We start from the raw sequence: 18,244 nt of genomic DNA on the forward strand, positions 1-18,244 counted from the left end.
TGGGAAACGATAGCCTTTCAGGCGCGGCATCTCAGCTGGTATCATCATGCCAAAACGCTAGACGCCCTCAGGTGCTTCAGCAAGTTGGCAATGCCCATGGTGGATATGTCTTTCGCTCAGGCCGCAACCGACGTCCTTGCCAACAGCAACTAAAGTGTTGCGCCTTTGAGCCAGAGCCAAAGGCGCAACGCAATAAGCCAAGCAAACTTCAAACTCAGGGGCGCCGGTGATGCGTTTGTCTACCTTCAAGTATTTGCCCGGTCAGCTCGCCTTGGCGATGTTGATTTTCGGGCTTTGGGAAATCGCGGTAAAGGCTGGTTATTTGTCTGCGTACCTTTACGGGTTTCCATCGGGCATCGCCGCCCGCGCCTATGACCTGACCATGTCGGGCGAGATTTTTGGTCATGCCGCTGTGACTGCGTTGGCGGCCGTCATCGGCTTTGTCATCGGCAGCACTTTGGGCAGTTTTTTGGGCCTAAGCCTTTGGCTAAACGAAACGGTGGCCAAGATCGTGCGCCCCTTCATCGTGGCAATCAACGGCGTGCCGAAAATTGCCTTTGCGCCTTTGATTATCGTTTGGTTCGGGATTGGTATCGAGTCAAAGATCGCGATTGCCGCCGCACTGACCTTAATCGTTAGTCTGATTGCGACGTATAATGGCACCTTGGAAACGGACAAGGATTTGCTGAGGTTGATGCGCTCGCTGGGGGCGACACGTTTGCAGATGTGGCGCACGGTCGTTGTGCCTGCCGCCGTACCTTGGATGTTGTCGGCACTGCGGTTGAATGTGGGCTTTGCGTTGATCGGCGCGGTTGTCGGCGAATACATTTCTTCGCAATCGGGGCTTGGCTATCTCGTCTACTATTCGGGGGTCCTCTATGATCTCAATGGGGTCTGGGTGGGCATCATCGCCCTGATGGTTGTGGCGCTATTGATGGACAGAACCGTTACCGAACTGGACCGGAGGATGCGTTGGTGAGCGATTTTACCCCCCTCGAAACCAAAGATCTGTCTGTCACTTTCAATCCGGGCAGTGAAAACGAAGTTGTCGCGTTCAGCGATATCAATTTCAGCCTGAAACCTGATGAGATTTTGGCCATCGTTGGCCCATCTGGTTGTGGTAAATCAACTTTGTTCAATGTGATTGCGGGCCTCCAGCCCGCTACCGAGGGCGAGGTGTACGTTGATGGCACCCGTGTGCTCGAAGCGCGGGGCCAGGTCGGTTACATGTTGCAAAAGGACATGCTGCTGCCTTGGCGCAACGTGCGTGACAATGTTGCGCTTGGCCTCGAAGTCAAAGGGATGGCAACGGCTGAACGCTATGAAATTGCAGATCGACTTATCTCTTCTTACGGCCTCAAGGGGTTCGAAACCTCTAAACCCGGCACATTATCCGGCGGTATGCGCCAACGTGTGGCTTTCATGCGCACTCTGGCGCTGGACCCAGACGTTATTTTGCTGGACGAGCCTTTTTCGGCGCTGGATTTTCAGACGCGTACACTGTTGCAATCCGAAGTGCTGGATATCATCGCCAAACAACGCAAGAGTGCGATCCTGGTCACCCATGACATCGGGGAGGCTGTGACGATGGCCGACCGAGTGATGGTGCTAAGTCGCCGTCCGGGACGGATTAAACACATGATTGACATTGATCTTAGCCGAGAAGAACGCGACCCAGTAATGCTGCGGAGTAATACCAAATACCAAGAGTATTTTCAGCTTTTGTGGGCTGAACTCGATATTTGACCGGGCGTGAATAAGACGGGGAGTTTCTCTAAGGGACGAATTCTCAAGAGCCGTTGCGCGGGTTTCCGCTATCTTTGTTTCATCAATTCTTCCCTGACTGCCTCAGTCGGCCTCCATCCGAGACACTTTCTGGGTGCGCTCTTCAGGCAGTCGCAAAGCGCCCTTAATACTGCGATTTAAAAGCGCGCCAAGCTGGGTTTCGCTGGGTAAGTAGTGGCGGGCCCGTTTTTAAGAATTTCGATGGGTCCTGCTGCCAAGGTGCTTGCGGGCCGCACAAACCGCTATAGGTGCCGATGCCGGACTTGAGCTTGCGCCAGGTTCAAAACTCAAACCCACGATCGAAGGTGATGGATTTACAAACTCGCTGGGACCGGGGCACCCTGACATCCATCAGTAGTGAATGAAGTGCGTTGAACTTCGGTCTTTATTGCGGCACAGGATAACAAATCAAGTCGCCCGCTCCACCAGACAGGCGACGTTCATGACGCCCTAAGAGCATTCGGCGCTCTAGACATAGGTTCAGATTGTCGCTTGGCTCACCCGGATTGACTAACCAAGGTTTCTAATCTGTCTTGCGATTTACCCTATGGCCTAAAAGAGCACTTGGCGCCGCAAAAAAGCGTGACAGGGCCAGTTAGGGTGATCCATAGGCCGCCATTGTTACGCCCGATTGTACGGTCGAAAAGGGAGCAGTTTATACTCCCCTAGTATGTCGCCACTGGCAGGCGCAGTGCAAAGGGTGCTTCTGCATGACGTGCGACGTCCTACAATTTCAGGCTATCTTCAATAGCTCGCCTGCGTCTTCAAAAAAGTGCTTTTGGCAGCCATGTCGCCAGATCCGGCAGTAGCCATATCAACGTGATGCCCACAATCTGCAGACAGATGAACGGTAGCACGCCTGCATATATCTGGCCGGTAGAGATTTCATCCGGTGCCACGCCGCGCAGATAGAACAGCGAAAAGCCGAAGGGCGGCGTCAGGAACGAGGTCTGCAGGTTGATCGCAATCAATACGCCCAGCCAGATCGGATCATGACCCAGTAAGATCAGCGACGGCGTGATCAGCGGCAGCACAATCACCGAGATTTCGACGAAATCCAGAAAGAAGCCCATGATGAAAATCACTATCATGCAAAAGACCAGCGCGCCGTTGGCCCCGCCCGGCATTTCGGCCAGAATGCCCGCCACGCGTTCCTCGCCGCCCAGTCCGATAAAGACAAGGCTGAAGAACCCGGCGGCAATGATCGTTGCAAAGATCATCGAGGTCATGGTCATGGTCGATTTCACCGCCTCTTGCACCACCTGCTTTTGCAGTGCGGCGCGCAAGGCCAGCAGTACCGACAGCCCGCCAACCACCGCAAGCCCGGCATAGAAAATGCCAAGCACATATGCGCCCGAGCTCAGGTCGCTACGCTGAAACCGCACCGGAAAGGCACCCGCCAGAATACCCAGCGCGATCAGGGCAACCGTGCCCAGCAGGATGAAGCGTGGGGCGATGCCAATGCGATAGCCGGTCATCAACAGCGCACCGACAGCGCCGACTGATGCAGCCTCGGTCGGCGTGGCGATGCCGCCCAGAATGGTGCCCAGCACCGCGAAGATCAGCAGGACAGGCGGGATCACCGCGCCGACGACCTCGCGCCAGTCGGGTTTGGCGATGTCAAGGGGCACAGGGGGCATGTCCTGCGGGCGCAGCCATCCGCGCGCCACGATATAGATCAGGTAAAGGCAGACCAGCACCAAGCCGGGGATTACAGCAGCGGCGAAAAACTGGCCGACCGACAGCGCCTCGACCGAAAACTTGCCCTGTTCGTACTGCGCCTGCTGGAACGAGGTGGACATTACGTCCGCCAGAATGATCAGCAGGGTCGAGGGCGGAATAATCTGCCCCAGCGTGCCAGCCGTGCACACGATGCCCGATGCGACCCGCGCGTCATATCCGGCGCGCAGCATGGTGGGCAGGGCAATCATCCCCATCGCCACCACGGTCGCCCCGACAATGCCGGTTGACGCTGCCAGCAACGTGCCGACCAGCACGACCGAAATGCCCAAGCCTCCGCGCAACTGCCCGAACAGCCGGCCCATCGTGTCCAAAAGCCCTTCCGCAATGCGGCTTTTTTCCAGCAAAGCGCCCATCAGTACGAACAGCGGAATGGCGATCAAGACGGGGTTGGTCAGAACGCCAAACACCCGTTGGCCCAACGCGCCCAGCAGGGTGATGTCCATTTGCCCCAGCATCCAGCCCAGATAGGCAAAGATCACGGCAACCCCCGCGATGCTGAACGACACAGGGAACCCAAGAAGGATCGCACCCATGAGGGCTGCGAACATGATAAGGTCGAGATATTCGATCATCAGGTCTCTTTCACGGCCAAAAGGCGGATCAACAGGGCTAGGGATTGCAGCATCACGAGGACACAAAAGGCGGGCATCAGGGATTTCAGCAGGAACACCGCCTCGATCCCGCCCACGGAAATTGGGCCTTCAAGGATCGCCCATGAATTGCGCACCGACGGCCACGACCAGTAAATCAGTGCAATCATCGACGGCATCAGCAGGAACAGATGGCCGAAAATGTCGATCCGGCGGCGTGTCTTTGGCGTTGCCTTGGCATAGAACACGTCCACCCGCACATGCTTGTCGACCAGCAGCGTATAGCCCGCCGCCAGCATGAACAGCGCGGCGTGCATATAAAGAACACTTTCCTGCAACGCGATGGAATTCACGCCGAACGCATAGCGCCCGACAACGATGGTGAACTGCACCAGCATCATGGCCAGCGCCAGCCAGCGCACCACATGGGCGACACCGATGTTTACCTTGTCCAAGGCGTTTGCCAGTTGCTCCATCACCTGCCCCCGATGCGAAAGGTCACGAAGGGCGCAGCCATCGCTGCGCCCTTGTTCGATAGGTCTTAGTACCCCATGACCAGATTACGTGCGTTCATCTGACCGTTGTCAGCATAGACCATGTATTTACCGACCGATGCACGATAGGCCACGAAGCTTTCGGTGATCCGTTTGACCAGCTCGTCATCGTCATTGCGCAGATCGTCGATGACCTCGGCGGCGGCTTTGCCCATGCCGGTGATGACGTCTTCGGGGAACATTTTCACCTGAACGCCGTGCTCGGCCACCATCGCTTGCAACGACAGGGCGTGCTTGGTGGTGTATTCGGTCCAGACCTGATTATACAGGCTGTCACAGGCCGCTTGCACAACCTGTTTCAGGTCGTCGGGCAGGTCGTTGAACACGTCTGCGTTGACGCCGCATTCCTCGGCCGACGATGGCTCGCCCACGCCGGGCCAGTAATAGTTCTTGGCGACCTGGTAATAGCCAAGCGCGCTGTCGGTCCAGGGGCCGATAAATTCGCCCGCGTCCAAAGCGCCGGTTTGCAGGGCCTGGAACATGTCCGGGCCGCTCATCGCCTCGGCCGCCATGCCCATTTTGGCCGCCATTTCGGACGCCAGACCCGTGGTGCGGAACTTCATGCCTTTCAGGTCTTCGGCCGAGTTCACTTCGTTGCGGAACCAACCGCCCCATTGCGGGCCAGAGTTGCCGCACAGGAAAGGCTTGATGCCAAACCGGCCATACATTTCGTCGTAAAGTGCCTGACCGCCGCCATGCACCATCCAGCCGACTTGCTCGTCCGCGCGCAGACCAAAAGGTTGCGAGCCGAACAACAGGATACCCTTGGATTTCGACCCCCAATAGGCGGGAACAGCGTGATACAGCTCGGCGGTGCCTTCGCTGACCGCGTCAAAGACGCCGCGACCGGGCACAAGCTCTCCGGCAGGGAAAAGTTTGACCTCGATCCGGCCCCCCGACAGGGTCGTGATCCGGTCGGCCAGTTGTTGTGCGGCCACGCCCGGCCCAGGCAGGTTCTTGGGCCACGCGGTGACCATCTTCCACTGGCGCTTGTCCTGCGCGATGGCTGGGGTTGCCAGTGCCGTTGCTGCGGTGCCGATAGCACCCGTGGTCAGAAATGTCCGTCTTTGCATGCGCCTCTCCTCCAATCAGGCAGTTGCGACCTTGGCGTTGGCTGAAGCCATCCCTTGGTCAAATCCGTGCATAAAGCTATTATGTAAATACATAATAGAGTCAATCATTACGGCGAGAAAACCCGGTCAAGCCAGCAATCCTCGCGCAATGATTGTGCGCTGGATCTCGGATGACCCTTCATAGATGCGGAAAATCCGCAGATCGCGCAGGTAGCGTTCCAGCGGGAAATCGCGGGTATAGCCATAGCCGCCGTGAATTTGCAGCGCCCGGTCGGCAATCCGCCACGCGGCTTCGCTGGCATACAGCTTGGCAAAGGCGGATTCGCTGGAATAGCGCACGCCGGTCCCGCGCAGGGTCGCCGCCTGCATCGCCAGCGCGCGGGCGGCGGCCAGTTCGGTGGCACTGTCGGCCAGCATCCATTGCAGCCCTTGGAAGTCCGCAATCGCATGGCCGCTGACCTGCCGTTCCTTGGCATAGGAAATCGCGGCCTTCAGCGCGGCGTCGGCAATGCCGGTGGCCTGTGCAGCGACTTCGATCCGGCCATTGTCCAGAACCTTCATTGCAGTACGGAACCCCGTGCCTTCGTCGCCCAGACGGTTTTCGTCCGGCACCCAGCAATCAAAGCTGATGCCAAACACATGCCCGCCCTTCAGGCCCATCGTTTTTTCATTGGGCGCGACGGACACGCCGTCGATTTTCTTCGGTTCAACAATAAAAGCGCTGACACCGCGCGCACCGGCGGCGGGGTCGGTCTTGGCGTAGACCACCATGAAATCCGCCGCGCCCGCGTTCGAGATAAAGCACTTGGACCCTTTGATCCGATATCCATCGCCTTCGCGCTTGGCCGTCGTGCGCATGTCGGCGGGGTTCGATCCGGCCTGCGGTTCGGTCAGGGCAAACGCGCCCAACGACGTGCCCGCCGCGGCATCGGGCAGAATGCGGGCCTGCAAATCGGCATCCGCCCCCAGAAGCAGCGAATCCGTGGCCAGAAAATGCGCCGTCAGCATGGATGCGGTGGACCCACAGGCGCCCGCGATCGCCTCGACCGCCGCATACAGCGCGGGGCCGGACAGGCCGATCCCGCCGTGGTCTTCCGGCAGGTTCAGACCCAACAGGCCCATGTCCGCCATCGCGTCCAGATGGAGGGTGGAGAACAGCGCCTCTTCGTCGATCTGCGCCGCTTTCGGGGCCAAAACCTCGGTCGAGAACCGTTCGATCTGCGCGACCAGCGCGCGTTCGTCGTCGCTCATGGGATAGGTGGTCATGCGCGTGGCTCCTTGTTCAACAAATTCAGAATATCGCCTGCATCAGCATTCAGGGCCGGGGCCGGCTTGCGCCCGCCGCGCCCTGCGCCGTTAAAATGCACCGGCTGTTCAGGGACGTTCAGAACGCCCAAGTCGGGATGCGTGACCGTGGACGCCAACCCGCGCTCCACTGCTTGAGGCGACGCCCAAGCCTGTGCCACAGATTGAATGGAGGATGCCGGAATACCTGCCGCTGACAGGTGGTGCACCACCTGATCCACCGGCAAGGAACCCGCCCACTGGTCGATATACTCGGCGAGCGCAGGTTCGTTCTCGCGGCGCAAAGGATCGCTGGTAAACCGCGCGTCCTGTACCAGTTCGGGCTGGCCGATCACGTCGCAGAAGGTGGCAAACAGCCGGTCGTTCAGAACCGCCAACGCGAAATGCCCGTCCGCCGCCGGATAGGTGCCAAAGGGCGCGGACAGCGGGTGGCGGTTGCCGGTGCGCACCGGGGTCTCGCCGCCCATCAGGGTGCGGCAGGCCAGAATGGGCATCATCGACACCAACCCGTCAAACAGCGCCACATCCACATGACGCCCCAGCCCGGTGCGGCTGCAGTCAAACAGGGCAACCATTGTGCCCCAAGCGGCGAACAGGCCACCGGCCACGTCGCCCAAAGCCTCGCCCACCATCGTCGGTGCACCGTCGGGTTCGCCGGTGGCGTCCATCAACCCGCTCATCGCCTGCACGATGATGTCATAGGCGGGTTTTTTGGTGTTTGGCCCGGTCTGCCCGAAGCCGGACACGGACACGTAAACCAGATGGGGAAAATCCTTGGCCAGCGCGTCATAGCTCAGCCCCAGCTTCTCCATCACGCCGGGGCGGAAGTTCTCGATCAGCACGTCGCAATCTGCCAGCAACGCCTTGACCGTCGCAATCGCGTCGGGCGATTTCAGGTCCAGCGCAATTGACCGCTTGCCCCGGTTGATTGCCTGAAACAATAGGCTTTCCCCGTCCTTGAACGGGCCGATATGGCGGTAATCGTCGCCGTGGGCGGCTTCGACCTTGATCACATCCGCGCCCAGATCGGCCATCATTGCGGTGCAGTATGGACCCGCCAGAACGCGGGTGAAATCAAGCACGCGCACCCCGCTGAGGGGTTGGGGCGTTTGGCTGTTGGGGGGCTGAGTGGGCATATGATCCTCCGGGTTTGATCGGTTGAGCATAGGCGCGGTCATGATATAAGCAGAAATACAGATTATTGATAGAGCGATAAATGCAAGCTATACCCGTGAGCCTTCGCCAGATCGACTATGTCATTACCGCCGCGGACACCGGCAGCACCGCCGCCGCCGCGCGGGTGTTGAACGTGTCGCAACCGTCAGTGTCGCTGGCGATTGCCAAGGTCGAGGAACACTTTGGCCGCCCGCTGTTTGCCCGCAGCGCAGGCCAAGGCATTGCCCCCACCGCGTTCGGGCTGCGCAAACTGGGCGCCTTGCGCAGCCTGCGCGCACAGGCGCAATCGGTGCTGGATCACAAAGACAGCGGGGCCGAGGTGCTGAACCTTGGCGTCTTTTCCACCCTTGGCCCACGCTATGCGCCCGCCTTGGTGGGCAGCTTTCAGAAAGTCGCGCCCGACGCCCGGATCGCACTGCACGAAGGCGATCTGGACCGCCTGACGCGCTGGCTGGAAAACGGGCGCATCGACCTCGCATTGATCTATGATTTCGGCCTGCCGTCGTCGCTTAAGATCACACCGCTGGCCGATGTGCGGCCCTATGGGCTGGTTGCGCGGGCGCACCCTTTGGCGGGGCGCGGGACGGTTGCGATGGCGGATTTGCTGACCGATCCGCTGATCCTGATGAACCTGCCGCACAGCCGAAATTACTTCCTGACGCTGGCGCAGATGAACGGCATCCGGCCGCGCATCGCACATGAAACAAGCTCGGTCGAGATGTTGCGGGCGATGGTTGCCAATCACATGGGTGTGGGGCTGGTTGCCACCGATATTGCGCAGGATACGGCCTGCGACGGTCAACCCGTCACGCGGCTGGAACTGTCAGACCCGCTTGTGCCGCATCGCATCGCGCTGGCCCGTGCGCCACATCCGCATACCGCGCCATTGGTGGCCGCGTTTCAGGATCATGTGGCAAGCGCCTTCAACCCCTGACACGCTATGTCTGGCCTTTTACGCCTTATGTCTATATCTTTTGAGAAAATCCGCCGGGATCACCCGGAACCGCACGGTCGAAAGGCACAGCATGTCCATAACCTATCGCGAGGTGAAAGCCGATCTCCTGCGCCAGATCACACAAGGCGAACTTGCCCCCGGCAGCTCGATGCCGAACGAGGTTGATCTGGCCGCAAGCTATGGCTGCGCGCGGGCGACTGTCAATCGGGCAATGCGCGAATTGGCGGATGACGGCATCATCGAACGCCGCCGCAAAGCTGGCACGCGGGTCAGGCTGAACCCGATCCGGCAGGTGCGGCTGAACATTCCGATCGTCGGGCAAGAGATCGAGGAACTGGGCGCGGCCTATCGCTATGCGTTGGTGCACGGTCAGGCCGAACCCGCCCCGAACTGGCTGCGCGCGCGTATGGCGTTGAAGCGTGACGACCGGGTGTTGCATCTGACCTGCATGCACTATGCCGATGGCGCGCCGTATCAGCACGAGGATCGCTGGATCAATCTAGACGCTTTGCCCGAGGCTGAACAGCATGATTTCTCGGATATCGGTCCCAACGAATGGCTGGTGTCGACCGTGCCGTTTACCGAGGCGCAGATCAGCTTTCACGCCGTTCAAGCCGACGCCACTATCGCGGATTATCTCGACTGCACCGAAGGCGATGCCCTGTTCCAGGCCGAGCGCATGACGTGGCTTGAGGGGCAGACGATCACTTTTGTGCAATTGACCTATCGCCGCGGCCACCGTCTGACGATGCAATACTGACCGAGCGTGAAAAAGCCTGCGCGGAGTGCTCCGCACAGGCCATTGGTTACTTGCCCCAAGATGGGTAAACGCCCTGAATCAAAGGATTGCCGGCAGGTTCAAACCATTCTCGCGGGCGCAGTCTTTGGCGTCGTCATAGCCCGCATCGGCGTGGCGCATGACGCCCGTGGCCGGGTCGTTCCACAAGACACGCTCGATCCGGCGGTCTGCATCTTCAGTGCCGTCACAGCAGATCACCATGCCCGAGTGTTGACTGAAACCCATGCCGACGCCGCCACCATGGTGCAGTGAAACCCAGGTTGCGCCAGATGCGGTATTGAGCAGCGCGTTCAGTAGCGGCCAGTCCGACACCGCATCCGAGCCATCCAGCATCGCCTCGGTTTCGCGATTGGGCGATGCGACTGAGCCTGAGTCCAGATGGTCGCGTCCGATTACGATCGGGGCTTTCAATTCGCCATTGCGAACCATTTCGTTGAACGCCAGGCCCAGCTTGTGACGCACGCCCAGACCGACCCAGCAAATCCGCGCGGGCAGCCCCTGAAACGCGATCCGCTCGCGCGCCATATCCAGCCAGTTGTGCAGGTGGCTGTCCTCGGCCAGGATTTCCTTCACCTTGGCGTCGGTCTTGTAGATGTCTTCCGGGTCGCCCGACAGGGCCGCCCAACGGAACGGACCGATGCCACGGCAGAACAGCGGGCGGATATAGGCGGGCACGAAGCCGGGGAAGTCGAATGCATTGTCCAGCCCCTCTTCCAGCGCCATCTGGCGGATGTTGTTGCCGTAATCGACGGTCGGAATACCGGCGGCATGGAAATCAACCATCGCCTTGACCTGCACCATCATCGAGGCACGCGCGGCCTTTTCAACAGCTTTTGGGTCGCTTTCGCGCTTTTCGCGCCATTGGGCCATCGTCCAACCCTGCGGCAGATAGCCGTTTACGGGATCATGGGCACTGGTCTGGTCGGTGACGATATCAGGGCGGATGCCGCGCTTGATCAACTCGGGATACACATCGGCGGCGTTGCCCAGAAGCGCGACCGATTTGGCCTCACCGGCAGCGGTCCAGCGTTCGATCATCGCAAGCGCCTCGTCCAGACTGTCGGTCTTTTCGTCCACGTAGCGGGTGCGGAGGCGGAAGTCGATGCTGTCGGGGTTGCATTCGACCGCCAGACAGCAGGCCCCGGCCATCACAGCCGCCAGCGGTTGCGCCCCGCCCATGCCACCCAGACCGCCGGTCAGGATCCACTTGCCCTTCAGGTCGCCACCGTAATGCTGACGCCCCGCTTCGACAAAGGTCTCATAGGTGCCCTGCACGATACCTTGCGAGCCGATATAGATCCAGGAACCCGCTGTCATCTGGCCATACATCGCCAGACCCTTCTTATCCAGCTCGTTAAAATGATCCCACGTCGCCCAATGCGGCACGAGGTTTGAGTTGGCGATCAGAACGCGCGGCGCATCCTTGTGCGTCGGGAACACCCCGACAGGCTTGCCTGATTGCACCAGAAGGGTCTGGTCTTCTTCCAGGTCCCGCAAGGTGGCGACGATCTTGTCGAAATCGTCCCATGTGCGCGCGGCGCGCCCAATGCCGCCATACACAACCAGCTCATGCGGGTTTTCGGCCACGTCGGGGTGCAGGTTGTTCATCAACATCCGCAGGGGCGCTTCGGTGGTCCAGTGCTTGGCCGTCATTTCGGTGCCGGTTGCGGGATAGATGTCGCGGGTGTTCTTGCGCGGATCGCTCATGATGTTCCTTTCAGATCAGGTGCCAGATCGGCCAGAGTTGTCAGAATGGTTTTCAAATACCCGCGCAGCCGCGCGGATTTTTCGGTGTCATAGGTCCAGGGCGCAGCCTCGTCCTTCAGATAGGTGCTTTGTGCCAGCTCCATCTGAATTGCCTGCAGCCCGTCCGCCGGTCGTCCGTAATGGCGCGTTGTCCAGCCGCCCTTGAAGCGGCCGTTGGTGACGCTGGAATAGCCCTCTGCCATCTCGCACAGGTTCTGAACAGCGGCTTCGATCTCTGGGGCGCAAGTGGTGCCCAGATTGGTGCCAATGTTGAAATCGGGGAGCGTGCCGTCGAACAGAAACGGGATGTGCGACCGGATCGAGTGGCAATCATACAGGATCGCAACCCCGTGCAGGTCACGCACCCGCTCAAGCTCGGCCTCAAGGGCTTCGTGATAGGGCGCATGGAAGGCTTGGCGACGGGCCTCGACCTCATCCTCGGTGGGGGGTGTGTTCCAGATATCCTGCCCGTCGAAATCGGTCAGCGGCACCAGCCCGGTGGTGTTCTGACCGGGATAGAGCGATACGCCCGATGGGTCGCGGTTGGCGTCGATCACGTAACGATGGAAGGTTGCGCGGACCGTGGTCGCGCCGGGCAGCAGCCCGTCATAAAGCGTGTGGATGTGCCAATCCGTGTCGTCCAGCCCCTGCCCCCGCGCGTTCAGCCGCGCCTTGATGTCGACGGGCACGTGGGTGCCAGTATGGGGCAGGCCCAGCACGATGGGGCTGTCGCCCCGGTGGATTTCAACGGGGGTCATGGGTGAAGCTCCGGCATGTGGGTGTTTGTGGCGGCCACAATCGCGTTGGATGCGATCAGCGCTGCCGCTTTTTCCAAGTCAGGCGCAAGGTAACGGTCGTCGCCCAGCGTTTCGACCTGTTCGCGCACGGCGGCGATCACGGATGCCAGCGGCGCACTTGTCTCCAGCGGGGCGCGGAATTCGACACCCTGCGCGGCGCACAGAAGCTCGACGCCAAGGATACGTTCCAGATTGGCGACCATGCGCGACAGGCGCACCGCGCCGTGGGCGGCCATGCTGACGTGATCTTCCTGATTGGCCGAGGTGGGCGTTGAATCCGTCACGCAGGGGTTGGCCAGATGCTTGTTTTCGCTCATCAACGCGGCGGTGGTCACTTCGGCAATCATATAGCCCGAGTTCAGCCCCGGATTGGGCGTCAGGAACGGCGGCAGATCGTGGCTGAGCACCGGATCCACGATCAGGGCAATCCGGCGCTGCGCAATCGCGCCGATCTCGGCAATTGCCAGCGCGATCATGTCAGCGGCAAAGCCCACGGGTTCGGCGTGGAAGTTCCCGCCCGAGACAATCACCCCGGCTTCGCTCAGCACCAGCGGGTTATCGGTGGCGGCGTTCGCCTCGATCTCTAACGTGCGCGCCGCCATGCGCAGCATGTCCATCGCAGCCCCCGTCACCTGCGGCTGGCAGCGGATGCAATAGGGGTCTTGCACGCGCGTATCGCCTTCGCGGTGGCTTTCGCGAATGACCGAGCCATCCAGAAGCGCGCGCATGGTCGCGGCGGCTTCGATCTGGCCTGAATGGCCGCGTAAGCTGTGAATTTCGGGTTGCAACGGCGCGGTCGATCCCATGATCGCGTCCGTGGACATGGCCGATGTGACCAAAGCCGAGCACATCGCCCGCCACGCGCCAAACAGGCCGATCAGGGCATAGGCGGTGGTGAATTGCGTGCCGTTGATCAGGGCCAGCCCCTCTTTCGCGCCCAGCACGATGGGGGTCAGGCCTGCGCGGCGCAACGCCTCGGCCCCCGGCAGAACCTTGCCTTTGAACGTCGCTTCGCCGTGGCCGATCATTGCCGCTGCCATATGCGCCAGCGGGGCCAGATCGCCGGACGCGCCGACCGATCCCTGCACCGGGATCACCGGCGTGACGCCCTGCGCCAGCATCCCTTCCAGCAGTTCGACCAGCTCCATCCGCACGCCGGACGCACCGCGCCCCAGCGACAGCAGTTTCAGCGCCATCATCAGGCGGGCGTGGGGTTCGGGGATCGCCTCGCCCACGCCGCAGCAATGGGACAGGATCAGGTTGCGTTGCAGGGTGGCAGTGTCGGACGGGTCAATCTTGACCGAGGCCAGTTTGCCAAAGCCGGTGTTCACGCCGTAAACCGCGTCCGTCCCATTGGCCGCGTCAGCAATCTGTGCCTGCGCCGCACGGATGCCGTCATGGCAGGCCGGATCAAGGCGCACGGCAAGCCCGTCGCGCCAGATCATTTCCAGATCGGCCAGATTGGTGGCGCCGGGTGTCAGGGTCAGTGTGGTCATGCGATTTCTCCGGTGATACGAAACGCCAACGGATTGAAGCCGATGCGATAAGACAGTTCTGCCGGTTCGGCGATGTCCCAAACGGCTAGATCAGCCACCTGACCGGGCGCAATCGTGCCCAGATCCGTCAGCCCGAGCGCGGCGGCGGCGTGTTGCGTGACGCCGCGCAGCGCTTCTTCTGGTGTCATGCGAAACAGGGTGCAGCCCATGTTCATCGTCAGCAGGATCGAGTTCAGCGGAGAGGTGCCGGGATTCAAATCCGTCGCGAGCGCAATCGGCACCCCATGCTTGCGCAGAAGATCAAGCGGGGGCTGCTGGGTTTCACGCAGGGTGTAGAACGCACCGGGCAGGATCACGGCCACGGTGCCAGCGTCCGCCATCGCGCGCACGCCGGGTTCGTCCAGATACTCGATATGGTCCGCCGACAACGCGCCATAGCTTGCCGCCAATTTCGCGCCGCCCAGATTGGACAGTTGTTCGGCGTGCAGTTTCACCGGCAGGCCAAGGTCGCGGGCCACGTCAAACACGCGGGCGATCTGGGCGGGCTGAAAGGCGATGCCTTCGCAGAACCCGTCCACCGCATCCACCAGCCCTTCGGCGTGGGCGGCGCGCAGGGCGGGGATGCAGACCTCGTCAATATAGTCATCGTCACGACCGGCATATTCGGCGGGCGTGGCGTGGGCGCCAAGGAAGGTGGTCTTGACGCGGATGGGGCGCTGGTCGGCAATCATCCGTGCGACACGCAGCATCCGAAGCTCGGTCTCCGTGTCCAGACCATAGCCCGATTTGATTTCGATGGTCGTCACGCCTTCGGCGATCAGCACGTCAACGCGGCGCAAGGCCTGCGCCAGCAACTCGTCCTCGCTGGCCGCGCGGGTGGCCGTGACGGTCGACACGATGCCACCCCCGGCGCGCGCGACTTCTTCATAGCTGGCCCCGTTCAGGCGCATTTCGAATTCGACCGCGCGGTCGCCGCCATGCACGATATGGGTGTGACAGTCGATCAGGCCGGGTGTCACCACGCGCCCGCCCAGCGACCGTTGATCCAGTCCGGCAAAATCTGCTGGCACGTCTGTCTGAGGCCCGACCCAAGCGATTTTGCCATCCTGAATGGCGATCGCTGCGTCGCGGATCATCCCATAGGGCGCATCGCCATGCGCCATGGTTGCTACGTGCAGATCGGTCAAAAGCTGGAGCATCGCCGTCATAAGATCGGTCCTTTTCGCGAAGTTTCGCCTTTTCTGGTATAATTTTATGTGCAATATGTCTATACATAAAATGAAATACACAGGATAAAGACCATGATCCACGCCCGTCAGGCCTTGCTCGCGTCCGGTTGGGCGCAGGATGTTCGCATCACCATTAAAGATGGCCGCATTGATCAGATCGCGCCCAATACGGCTGCCCAGACGGGGGACGTGCGCGTTGATACGCTGCTGCCCGCCTTGGGCAACCTGCACTCGCACACGTTCCAGCGCGCGATGGCGGGCATGACCGAGCTGCGCAAGGCCGGGCGCGACAGCTTCTGGACATGGCGCAAGCTGATGTATCGCTTCATGGACCGCCTGACCCCGGAGCAGATCGAGGCCATCGCCGCGCTTGTTTTCGTCGAAATGCAGGAGGCCGGGTATGCCAGCGTGGGCGAGTTTCACTATGTCCACCACCAGCGCGGTGGCGCGCCCTATGATGCGCTGGCCGAATTGTCGCTGCGGGTGATGGCGGCGGCGGGCGAGACCGGCATCGGGCTGACCCATCTGCCGGTGCTGTATACCTATGGCGGGGCGGGCAAGGTGGCGCTGGCCGAAGGGCAGATGCGCTTTGGCAATGATGTCGACCGCTTTGCCGATCTGGTGCAAGGGGCGCGTGCGGGGCTTTCCGCCCTGCCCGATGACGCCCGCGTGGGCATCGCGCCGCATTCGTTGCGCGCCACATCCCCCGACGATCTGGCCCGTGCGCTGGCGGATCATCAGGGCGGGCCGGTGCATATCCACATCTCGGAACAGCCCAAGGAAGTCGAGGACATCCAGAATTGGCTGGGCGCACGTCCTGTCGAGTGGCTTTTGGCCAATGCCCCCGTCGACGCGGGCTGGTGCCTGATCCACGCCACCCACATGACCGAGGGCGAGACCTGCGCGATGGCAGCCTCCGGCGCGGTCGCGGGCCTGTGCCCCATTACAGAAGCGAACCTTGGCGATGGCCCCTTCAACGGCCCCACCTTCCTTGAGGCTGGCGGCGCGTTCGGCGTCGGGTCGGACAGCAACGTCAATATCTCGCTGACTGAAGAACTGCGCACGCTGGAATATTCCCAACGTCTGCGCGACGTGGCACGCAACGTGATGGTGGTCGGCGAAGGCTCGGTCGGGGCAACGCTTTACACAGGTGCGGCCCGCGGCGGCGCGCAGGCTTTGGGCCGCGACGCGGGCGAGATTGCGCCGGGGCGTCTGGCAGATTTGGTCGCCATCGACAGCACTGACCCCACATTGTGCGCCCTGACACCTGACCAGATCCTTGACGGTCTGTGTTTCGCGGCGAAAGACACTGTCATCACTGACCTGTGGTCTGCCGGGCGGTACAATGTGACTGGCGGGCGGCACATCGCGCGCGACGCGGTGGTCGCGCGGTATCGCAGTGCGGTCGCGGACCTGCTCGCCTCGCTTTAGTCTTTAGGGCGCAGAGTGATGGTCAGTGCGACCGCATCCTGCGCCAGATCGAAACGCAACGGCGCGTCGGTGCGGATCGCCGTGTCGCCCACGTCCAAAGCCTTGCCTTCCACCGACGCGGTGCCCGCGATCACATGCAGCACACAGGTCTGCCCGGCTTGCCCGACCTTATACGTGCCAGCATCGCGCAGGGTCTGCGCATCGCCTTCGCACCGCGCGGTGTCGAACATCAGGTTGAAATCACGGATCGGGCCTTGGGTCAGCGTGGCCGTGACGGGTGCCCCTCCGTCGAACCGCACGGGCTGCGCATAACCCGCCTGTAGATCGCCATCCGGCCCATGCAGCACCATGCCATCGCCCTGAATGACCGTCAGGATACGCGTCAGGCCCGGAAAGATGGAAAAAGCCCCGTCGCCATCCACATCCGCCATGCTCAGCCGCCACAAAGTGCCCGTTTTATCCTGTTCTTTGGCGATATTGCGTGTGATCCCGCCACCGTTTTTCCAAGGTGTTTCCACCAAGTCGCATTGCCGAAAAATCATGATCTCTCTACGCAAAACTCGCTTAAGCGCCTCATTTTTAATACTCTCACGCCGACAGAACCACTTCACGACGAGTCCCATTTTACTATTGAGGACGCTCTTGATCCTCACCAAGCGAATCCCAATCCGTCTGCAAGCTTCAGGGAAATATCGGTTGAATACAAGAAAGACACAGCCATTGACTGGAGGCCAATACCATCGACGTTAAGCCGGCAAACGATTGGCGACGTCAGCCTTTGCGTTTCTGATCATCTAGGCCATTCAGTGAATACCCTACCAAGGGCAGCTGGAGGGCGGCCAGAAAGCGGGGCCATCGTAGCTTCGGCCCGCTCCTCTCAAGTTTTGATGCCATCGAGATGGCGTACCGCGATCTGTATTGGGCGTCCCCCTGCCCCTCCCATAGCGAGCGGTGCAAATACGGCTCCTCTTCCATCCTCAGCGGCGATCCGACCGGGGGTGACAGCGGCCTCACTCAGGTCACCGACACACCAGTTCAGGTCCGTAGCCTCCACCAAAGCAAGCCGGTGCCGCCAGCTCCCCCCGCATCCGGTCGTCCAAGACCCCGAACTACCCAGCCACGCGAGCCAGATGTGCCGCACAACTTGCTTCTGCCCGCGTCCAGTCTGCCATGGTCGCATCTTCGGACGGGGCGGCAGATAATCCGGCTCCGCTTCGGGCGGGCTTGCAGAAACCACAAAACCTAATCTGACGTCTCCTCCTCGGGCGCGGCAAGGGGGTCATCGCAATCGTCAAGGTAGCTGGGCTTTGGGGATCTATATAACCAAATAACGCTGATTGTGCGTGACCCAAGCGGTTTTCCGGCCATGCCTTCGCCTTTTGCTCAGTGCGGGTACGTGCCCGCCGACCAACCTTTTCCAATGGGACCGTTCAAATCTCTGGGGTGCATCTCTGTTCTATTGATGTGAGGGGCATTGCCAACTTATTATCGCCTGATCGAGCGGAGCGAAAGCTCTGCCTGTCAGGCGGTCATTTCGGCAGCGTAGCCTTTCCAGAGGTCGAATG

At 60.9% G+C, this 18,244-nt stretch carries 15 protein-coding genes and 2 pseudogenes; 5 read left to right on the top strand and 12 right to left on the bottom strand.

All coding sequences use genetic code 11. The features are described from left to right. Positions 1-229 precede the first annotated feature (229 nt). Complete coding sequence (locus CLV74_RS21795; protein WP_106268951.1) at positions 230-979, top strand: ABC transporter permease; 750 nt, start codon at positions 230-232, stop codon at positions 977-979. After that, positions 976-1,746 (top strand): ABC transporter ATP-binding protein, encoded by a 771-nt coding sequence (locus tag CLV74_RS21800; RefSeq protein ID WP_245888657.1) that lies wholly within the window; start codon positions 976-978, stop codon positions 1,744-1,746. Before CLV74_RS21795 ends, CLV74_RS21800 begins: the two co-directional genes overlap by 4 nt. A gap of 68 nt (positions 1,747-1,814) precedes the next feature. Here the strand turns inward: CLV74_RS21800 and CLV74_RS23505 are convergent. The 6 genes and pseudogenes from CLV74_RS23505 to CLV74_RS21825 form a co-directional block, all read right to left on the bottom strand. Further along, positions 1,815-2,235: pseudogene (locus CLV74_RS23505) on the bottom strand (transposase); the annotation flags it as partial. A 314-nt stretch (positions 2,236-2,549) separates the two neighbouring features. After that, positions 2,550-4,100 carry a TRAP transporter large permease gene (locus CLV74_RS21805; protein ID WP_211299103.1) on the bottom strand — a complete coding sequence of 517 codons (1,551 nt, stop codon included), beginning with the start codon at positions 4,098-4,100 and terminating at the stop codon, positions 2,550-2,552. Then, on the bottom strand, positions 4,100-4,594 hold the full coding sequence (locus CLV74_RS21810; protein WP_025054174.1) for a TRAP transporter small permease subunit: 495 nt from the start codon (positions 4,592-4,594) through the stop codon (positions 4,100-4,102). Before CLV74_RS21810 ends, CLV74_RS21805 begins: the two co-directional genes overlap by 1 nt. A gap of 65 nt (positions 4,595-4,659) precedes the next feature. After that, positions 4,660-5,745: a TRAP transporter substrate-binding protein gene (locus CLV74_RS21815; protein WP_106268956.1), complete on the bottom strand. Its 1,086-nt coding sequence runs from the start codon at positions 5,743-5,745 to the stop codon at positions 4,660-4,662. A gap of 126 nt (positions 5,746-5,871) precedes the next feature. Continuing rightward, positions 5,872-7,011 carry an acyl-CoA dehydrogenase family protein gene (locus tag CLV74_RS21820; RefSeq protein WP_106268958.1) on the bottom strand — a complete coding sequence of 380 codons (1,140 nt, stop codon included), beginning with the start codon at positions 7,009-7,011 and terminating at the stop codon, positions 5,872-5,874. Next, a complete protein-coding gene (locus CLV74_RS21825; protein WP_106268961.1) occupies positions 7,008-8,186 on the bottom strand; it encodes a CaiB/BaiF CoA transferase family protein in 1,179 nt (392 codons plus the stop codon). The genes CLV74_RS21820 and CLV74_RS21825 overlap by 4 nt, the downstream gene beginning before the upstream one ends. A gap of 80 nt (positions 8,187-8,266) precedes the next feature. Between CLV74_RS21825 and CLV74_RS21830 the strand changes: the two genes are divergently transcribed. Continuing rightward, complete coding sequence (locus CLV74_RS21830) at positions 8,267-9,160, top strand: LysR family transcriptional regulator (RefSeq protein ID WP_106268964.1); 894 nt, start codon at positions 8,267-8,269, stop codon at positions 9,158-9,160. Between the two features lie 91 nt (positions 9,161-9,251). Continuing rightward, a complete protein-coding gene (locus CLV74_RS21835) occupies positions 9,252-9,941 on the top strand; it encodes a histidine utilization transcriptional repressor HutC (RefSeq protein ID WP_106268966.1) in 690 nt (229 codons plus the stop codon). Between the two features lie 78 nt (positions 9,942-10,019). Here CLV74_RS21835 and hutU read toward each other — a convergent pair whose 3' ends face one another. From hutU to hutI, 4 genes are read right to left on the bottom strand one after another with little or no spacing between them, the layout of a single operon-like run. Continuing rightward, positions 10,020-11,687 carry a urocanate hydratase gene (gene hutU / locus CLV74_RS21840; protein ID WP_085869944.1) on the bottom strand — a complete coding sequence of 556 codons (1,668 nt, stop codon included), beginning with the start codon at positions 11,685-11,687 and terminating at the stop codon, positions 10,020-10,022. After that, the gene (gene hutG, locus CLV74_RS21845) at positions 11,684-12,484 is read right to left on the bottom strand and encodes an N-formylglutamate deformylase (protein ID WP_106268968.1); all 801 of its coding nucleotides are present in this window, start codon (positions 12,482-12,484) and stop codon (positions 11,684-11,686) included. Before hutG ends, hutU begins: the two co-directional genes overlap by 4 nt. Further along, a complete protein-coding gene (hutH, locus tag CLV74_RS21850) occupies positions 12,481-14,019 on the bottom strand; it encodes a histidine ammonia-lyase (RefSeq protein ID WP_106268970.1) in 1,539 nt (512 codons plus the stop codon). Before hutH ends, hutG begins: the two co-directional genes overlap by 4 nt. Then, positions 14,016-15,227, bottom strand: coding sequence for an imidazolonepropionase (gene hutI, locus CLV74_RS21855; protein WP_106268972.1), 1,212 nt, complete (start codon positions 15,225-15,227; stop codon positions 14,016-14,018). Before hutI ends, hutH begins: the two co-directional genes overlap by 4 nt. A 93-nt stretch (positions 15,228-15,320) precedes the next feature. On the opposite strand from hutI, the gene CLV74_RS21860 reads away from it, so the two are divergent. After that, positions 15,321-16,679, top strand: a complete 1,359-nt coding sequence (locus tag CLV74_RS21860) for a formimidoylglutamate deiminase (protein ID WP_106268974.1) — start codon at positions 15,321-15,323, stop codon at positions 16,677-16,679. On the opposite strand, the gene CLV74_RS21865 is transcribed toward CLV74_RS21860, so the two are convergent. Both CLV74_RS21865 and CLV74_RS23295 read right to left on the bottom strand, forming a co-directional pair. Further along, positions 16,676-17,221 (bottom strand): HutD/Ves family protein, encoded by a 546-nt coding sequence (locus tag CLV74_RS21865; protein ID WP_025054163.1) that lies wholly within the window; start codon positions 17,219-17,221, stop codon positions 16,676-16,678. The genes CLV74_RS21860 and CLV74_RS21865 overlap by 4 nt on opposite strands. A gap of 254 nt (positions 17,222-17,475) precedes the next feature. Continuing rightward, a pseudogene (locus CLV74_RS23295) lies at positions 17,476-17,918 on the bottom strand (hypothetical protein); the annotation flags it as partial. Between the last annotated feature and the right edge of the window lie 326 nt (positions 17,919-18,244).

The organism is Donghicola tyrosinivorans (genome assembly GCF_003003355.1).
GTDB classification, from domain to species: domain Bacteria; phylum Pseudomonadota; class Alphaproteobacteria; order Rhodobacterales; family Rhodobacteraceae; genus Donghicola; species Donghicola tyrosinivorans.

Coding starts and splice junctions, on each gene's coding strand:
- hutU (WP_085869944.1), bottom strand. CDS start 11,687: ATGAGCGATCCGCGCAAGAACACCCGCGACATCTATCCCGCAACCGGC.
- hutI (WP_106268972.1), bottom strand. CDS start 15,227: ATGACGGCGATGCTCCAGCTTTTGACCGATCTGCACGTAGCAACCATG.
- CLV74_RS21810 (WP_025054174.1), bottom strand. CDS start 4,594: ATGGAGCAACTGGCAAACGCCTTGGACAAGGTAAACATCGGTGTCGCC.
- CLV74_RS21860 (WP_106268974.1), top strand. CDS start 15,321: ATGATCCACGCCCGTCAGGCCTTGCTCGCGTCCGGTTGGGCGCAGGAT.
- CLV74_RS21825 (WP_106268961.1), bottom strand. CDS start 8,186: ATGCCCACTCAGCCCCCCAACAGCCAAACGCCCCAACCCCTCAGCGGG.
- CLV74_RS21805 (WP_211299103.1), bottom strand. CDS start 4,100: ATGATCGAATATCTCGACCTTATCATGTTCGCAGCCCTCATGGGTGCG.
- hutG (WP_106268968.1), bottom strand. CDS start 12,484: ATGACCCCCGTTGAAATCCACCGGGGCGACAGCCCCATCGTGCTGGGC.
- CLV74_RS21815 (WP_106268956.1), bottom strand. CDS start 5,745: ATGCAAAGACGGACATTTCTGACCACGGGTGCTATCGGCACCGCAGCA.
- CLV74_RS21795 (WP_106268951.1), top strand. CDS start 230: ATGCGTTTGTCTACCTTCAAGTATTTGCCCGGTCAGCTCGCCTTGGCG.
- CLV74_RS21820 (WP_106268958.1), bottom strand. CDS start 7,011: ATGACCACCTATCCCATGAGCGACGACGAACGCGCGCTGGTCGCGCAG.
- CLV74_RS21865 (WP_025054163.1), bottom strand. CDS start 17,221: ATGATTTTTCGGCAATGCGACTTGGTGGAAACACCTTGGAAAAACGGT.
- hutH (WP_106268970.1), bottom strand. CDS start 14,019: ATGACCACACTGACCCTGACACCCGGCGCCACCAATCTGGCCGATCTG.
- CLV74_RS21835 (WP_106268966.1), top strand. CDS start 9,252: ATGTCCATAACCTATCGCGAGGTGAAAGCCGATCTCCTGCGCCAGATC.
- CLV74_RS21830 (WP_106268964.1), top strand. CDS start 8,267: ATGCAAGCTATACCCGTGAGCCTTCGCCAGATCGACTATGTCATTACC.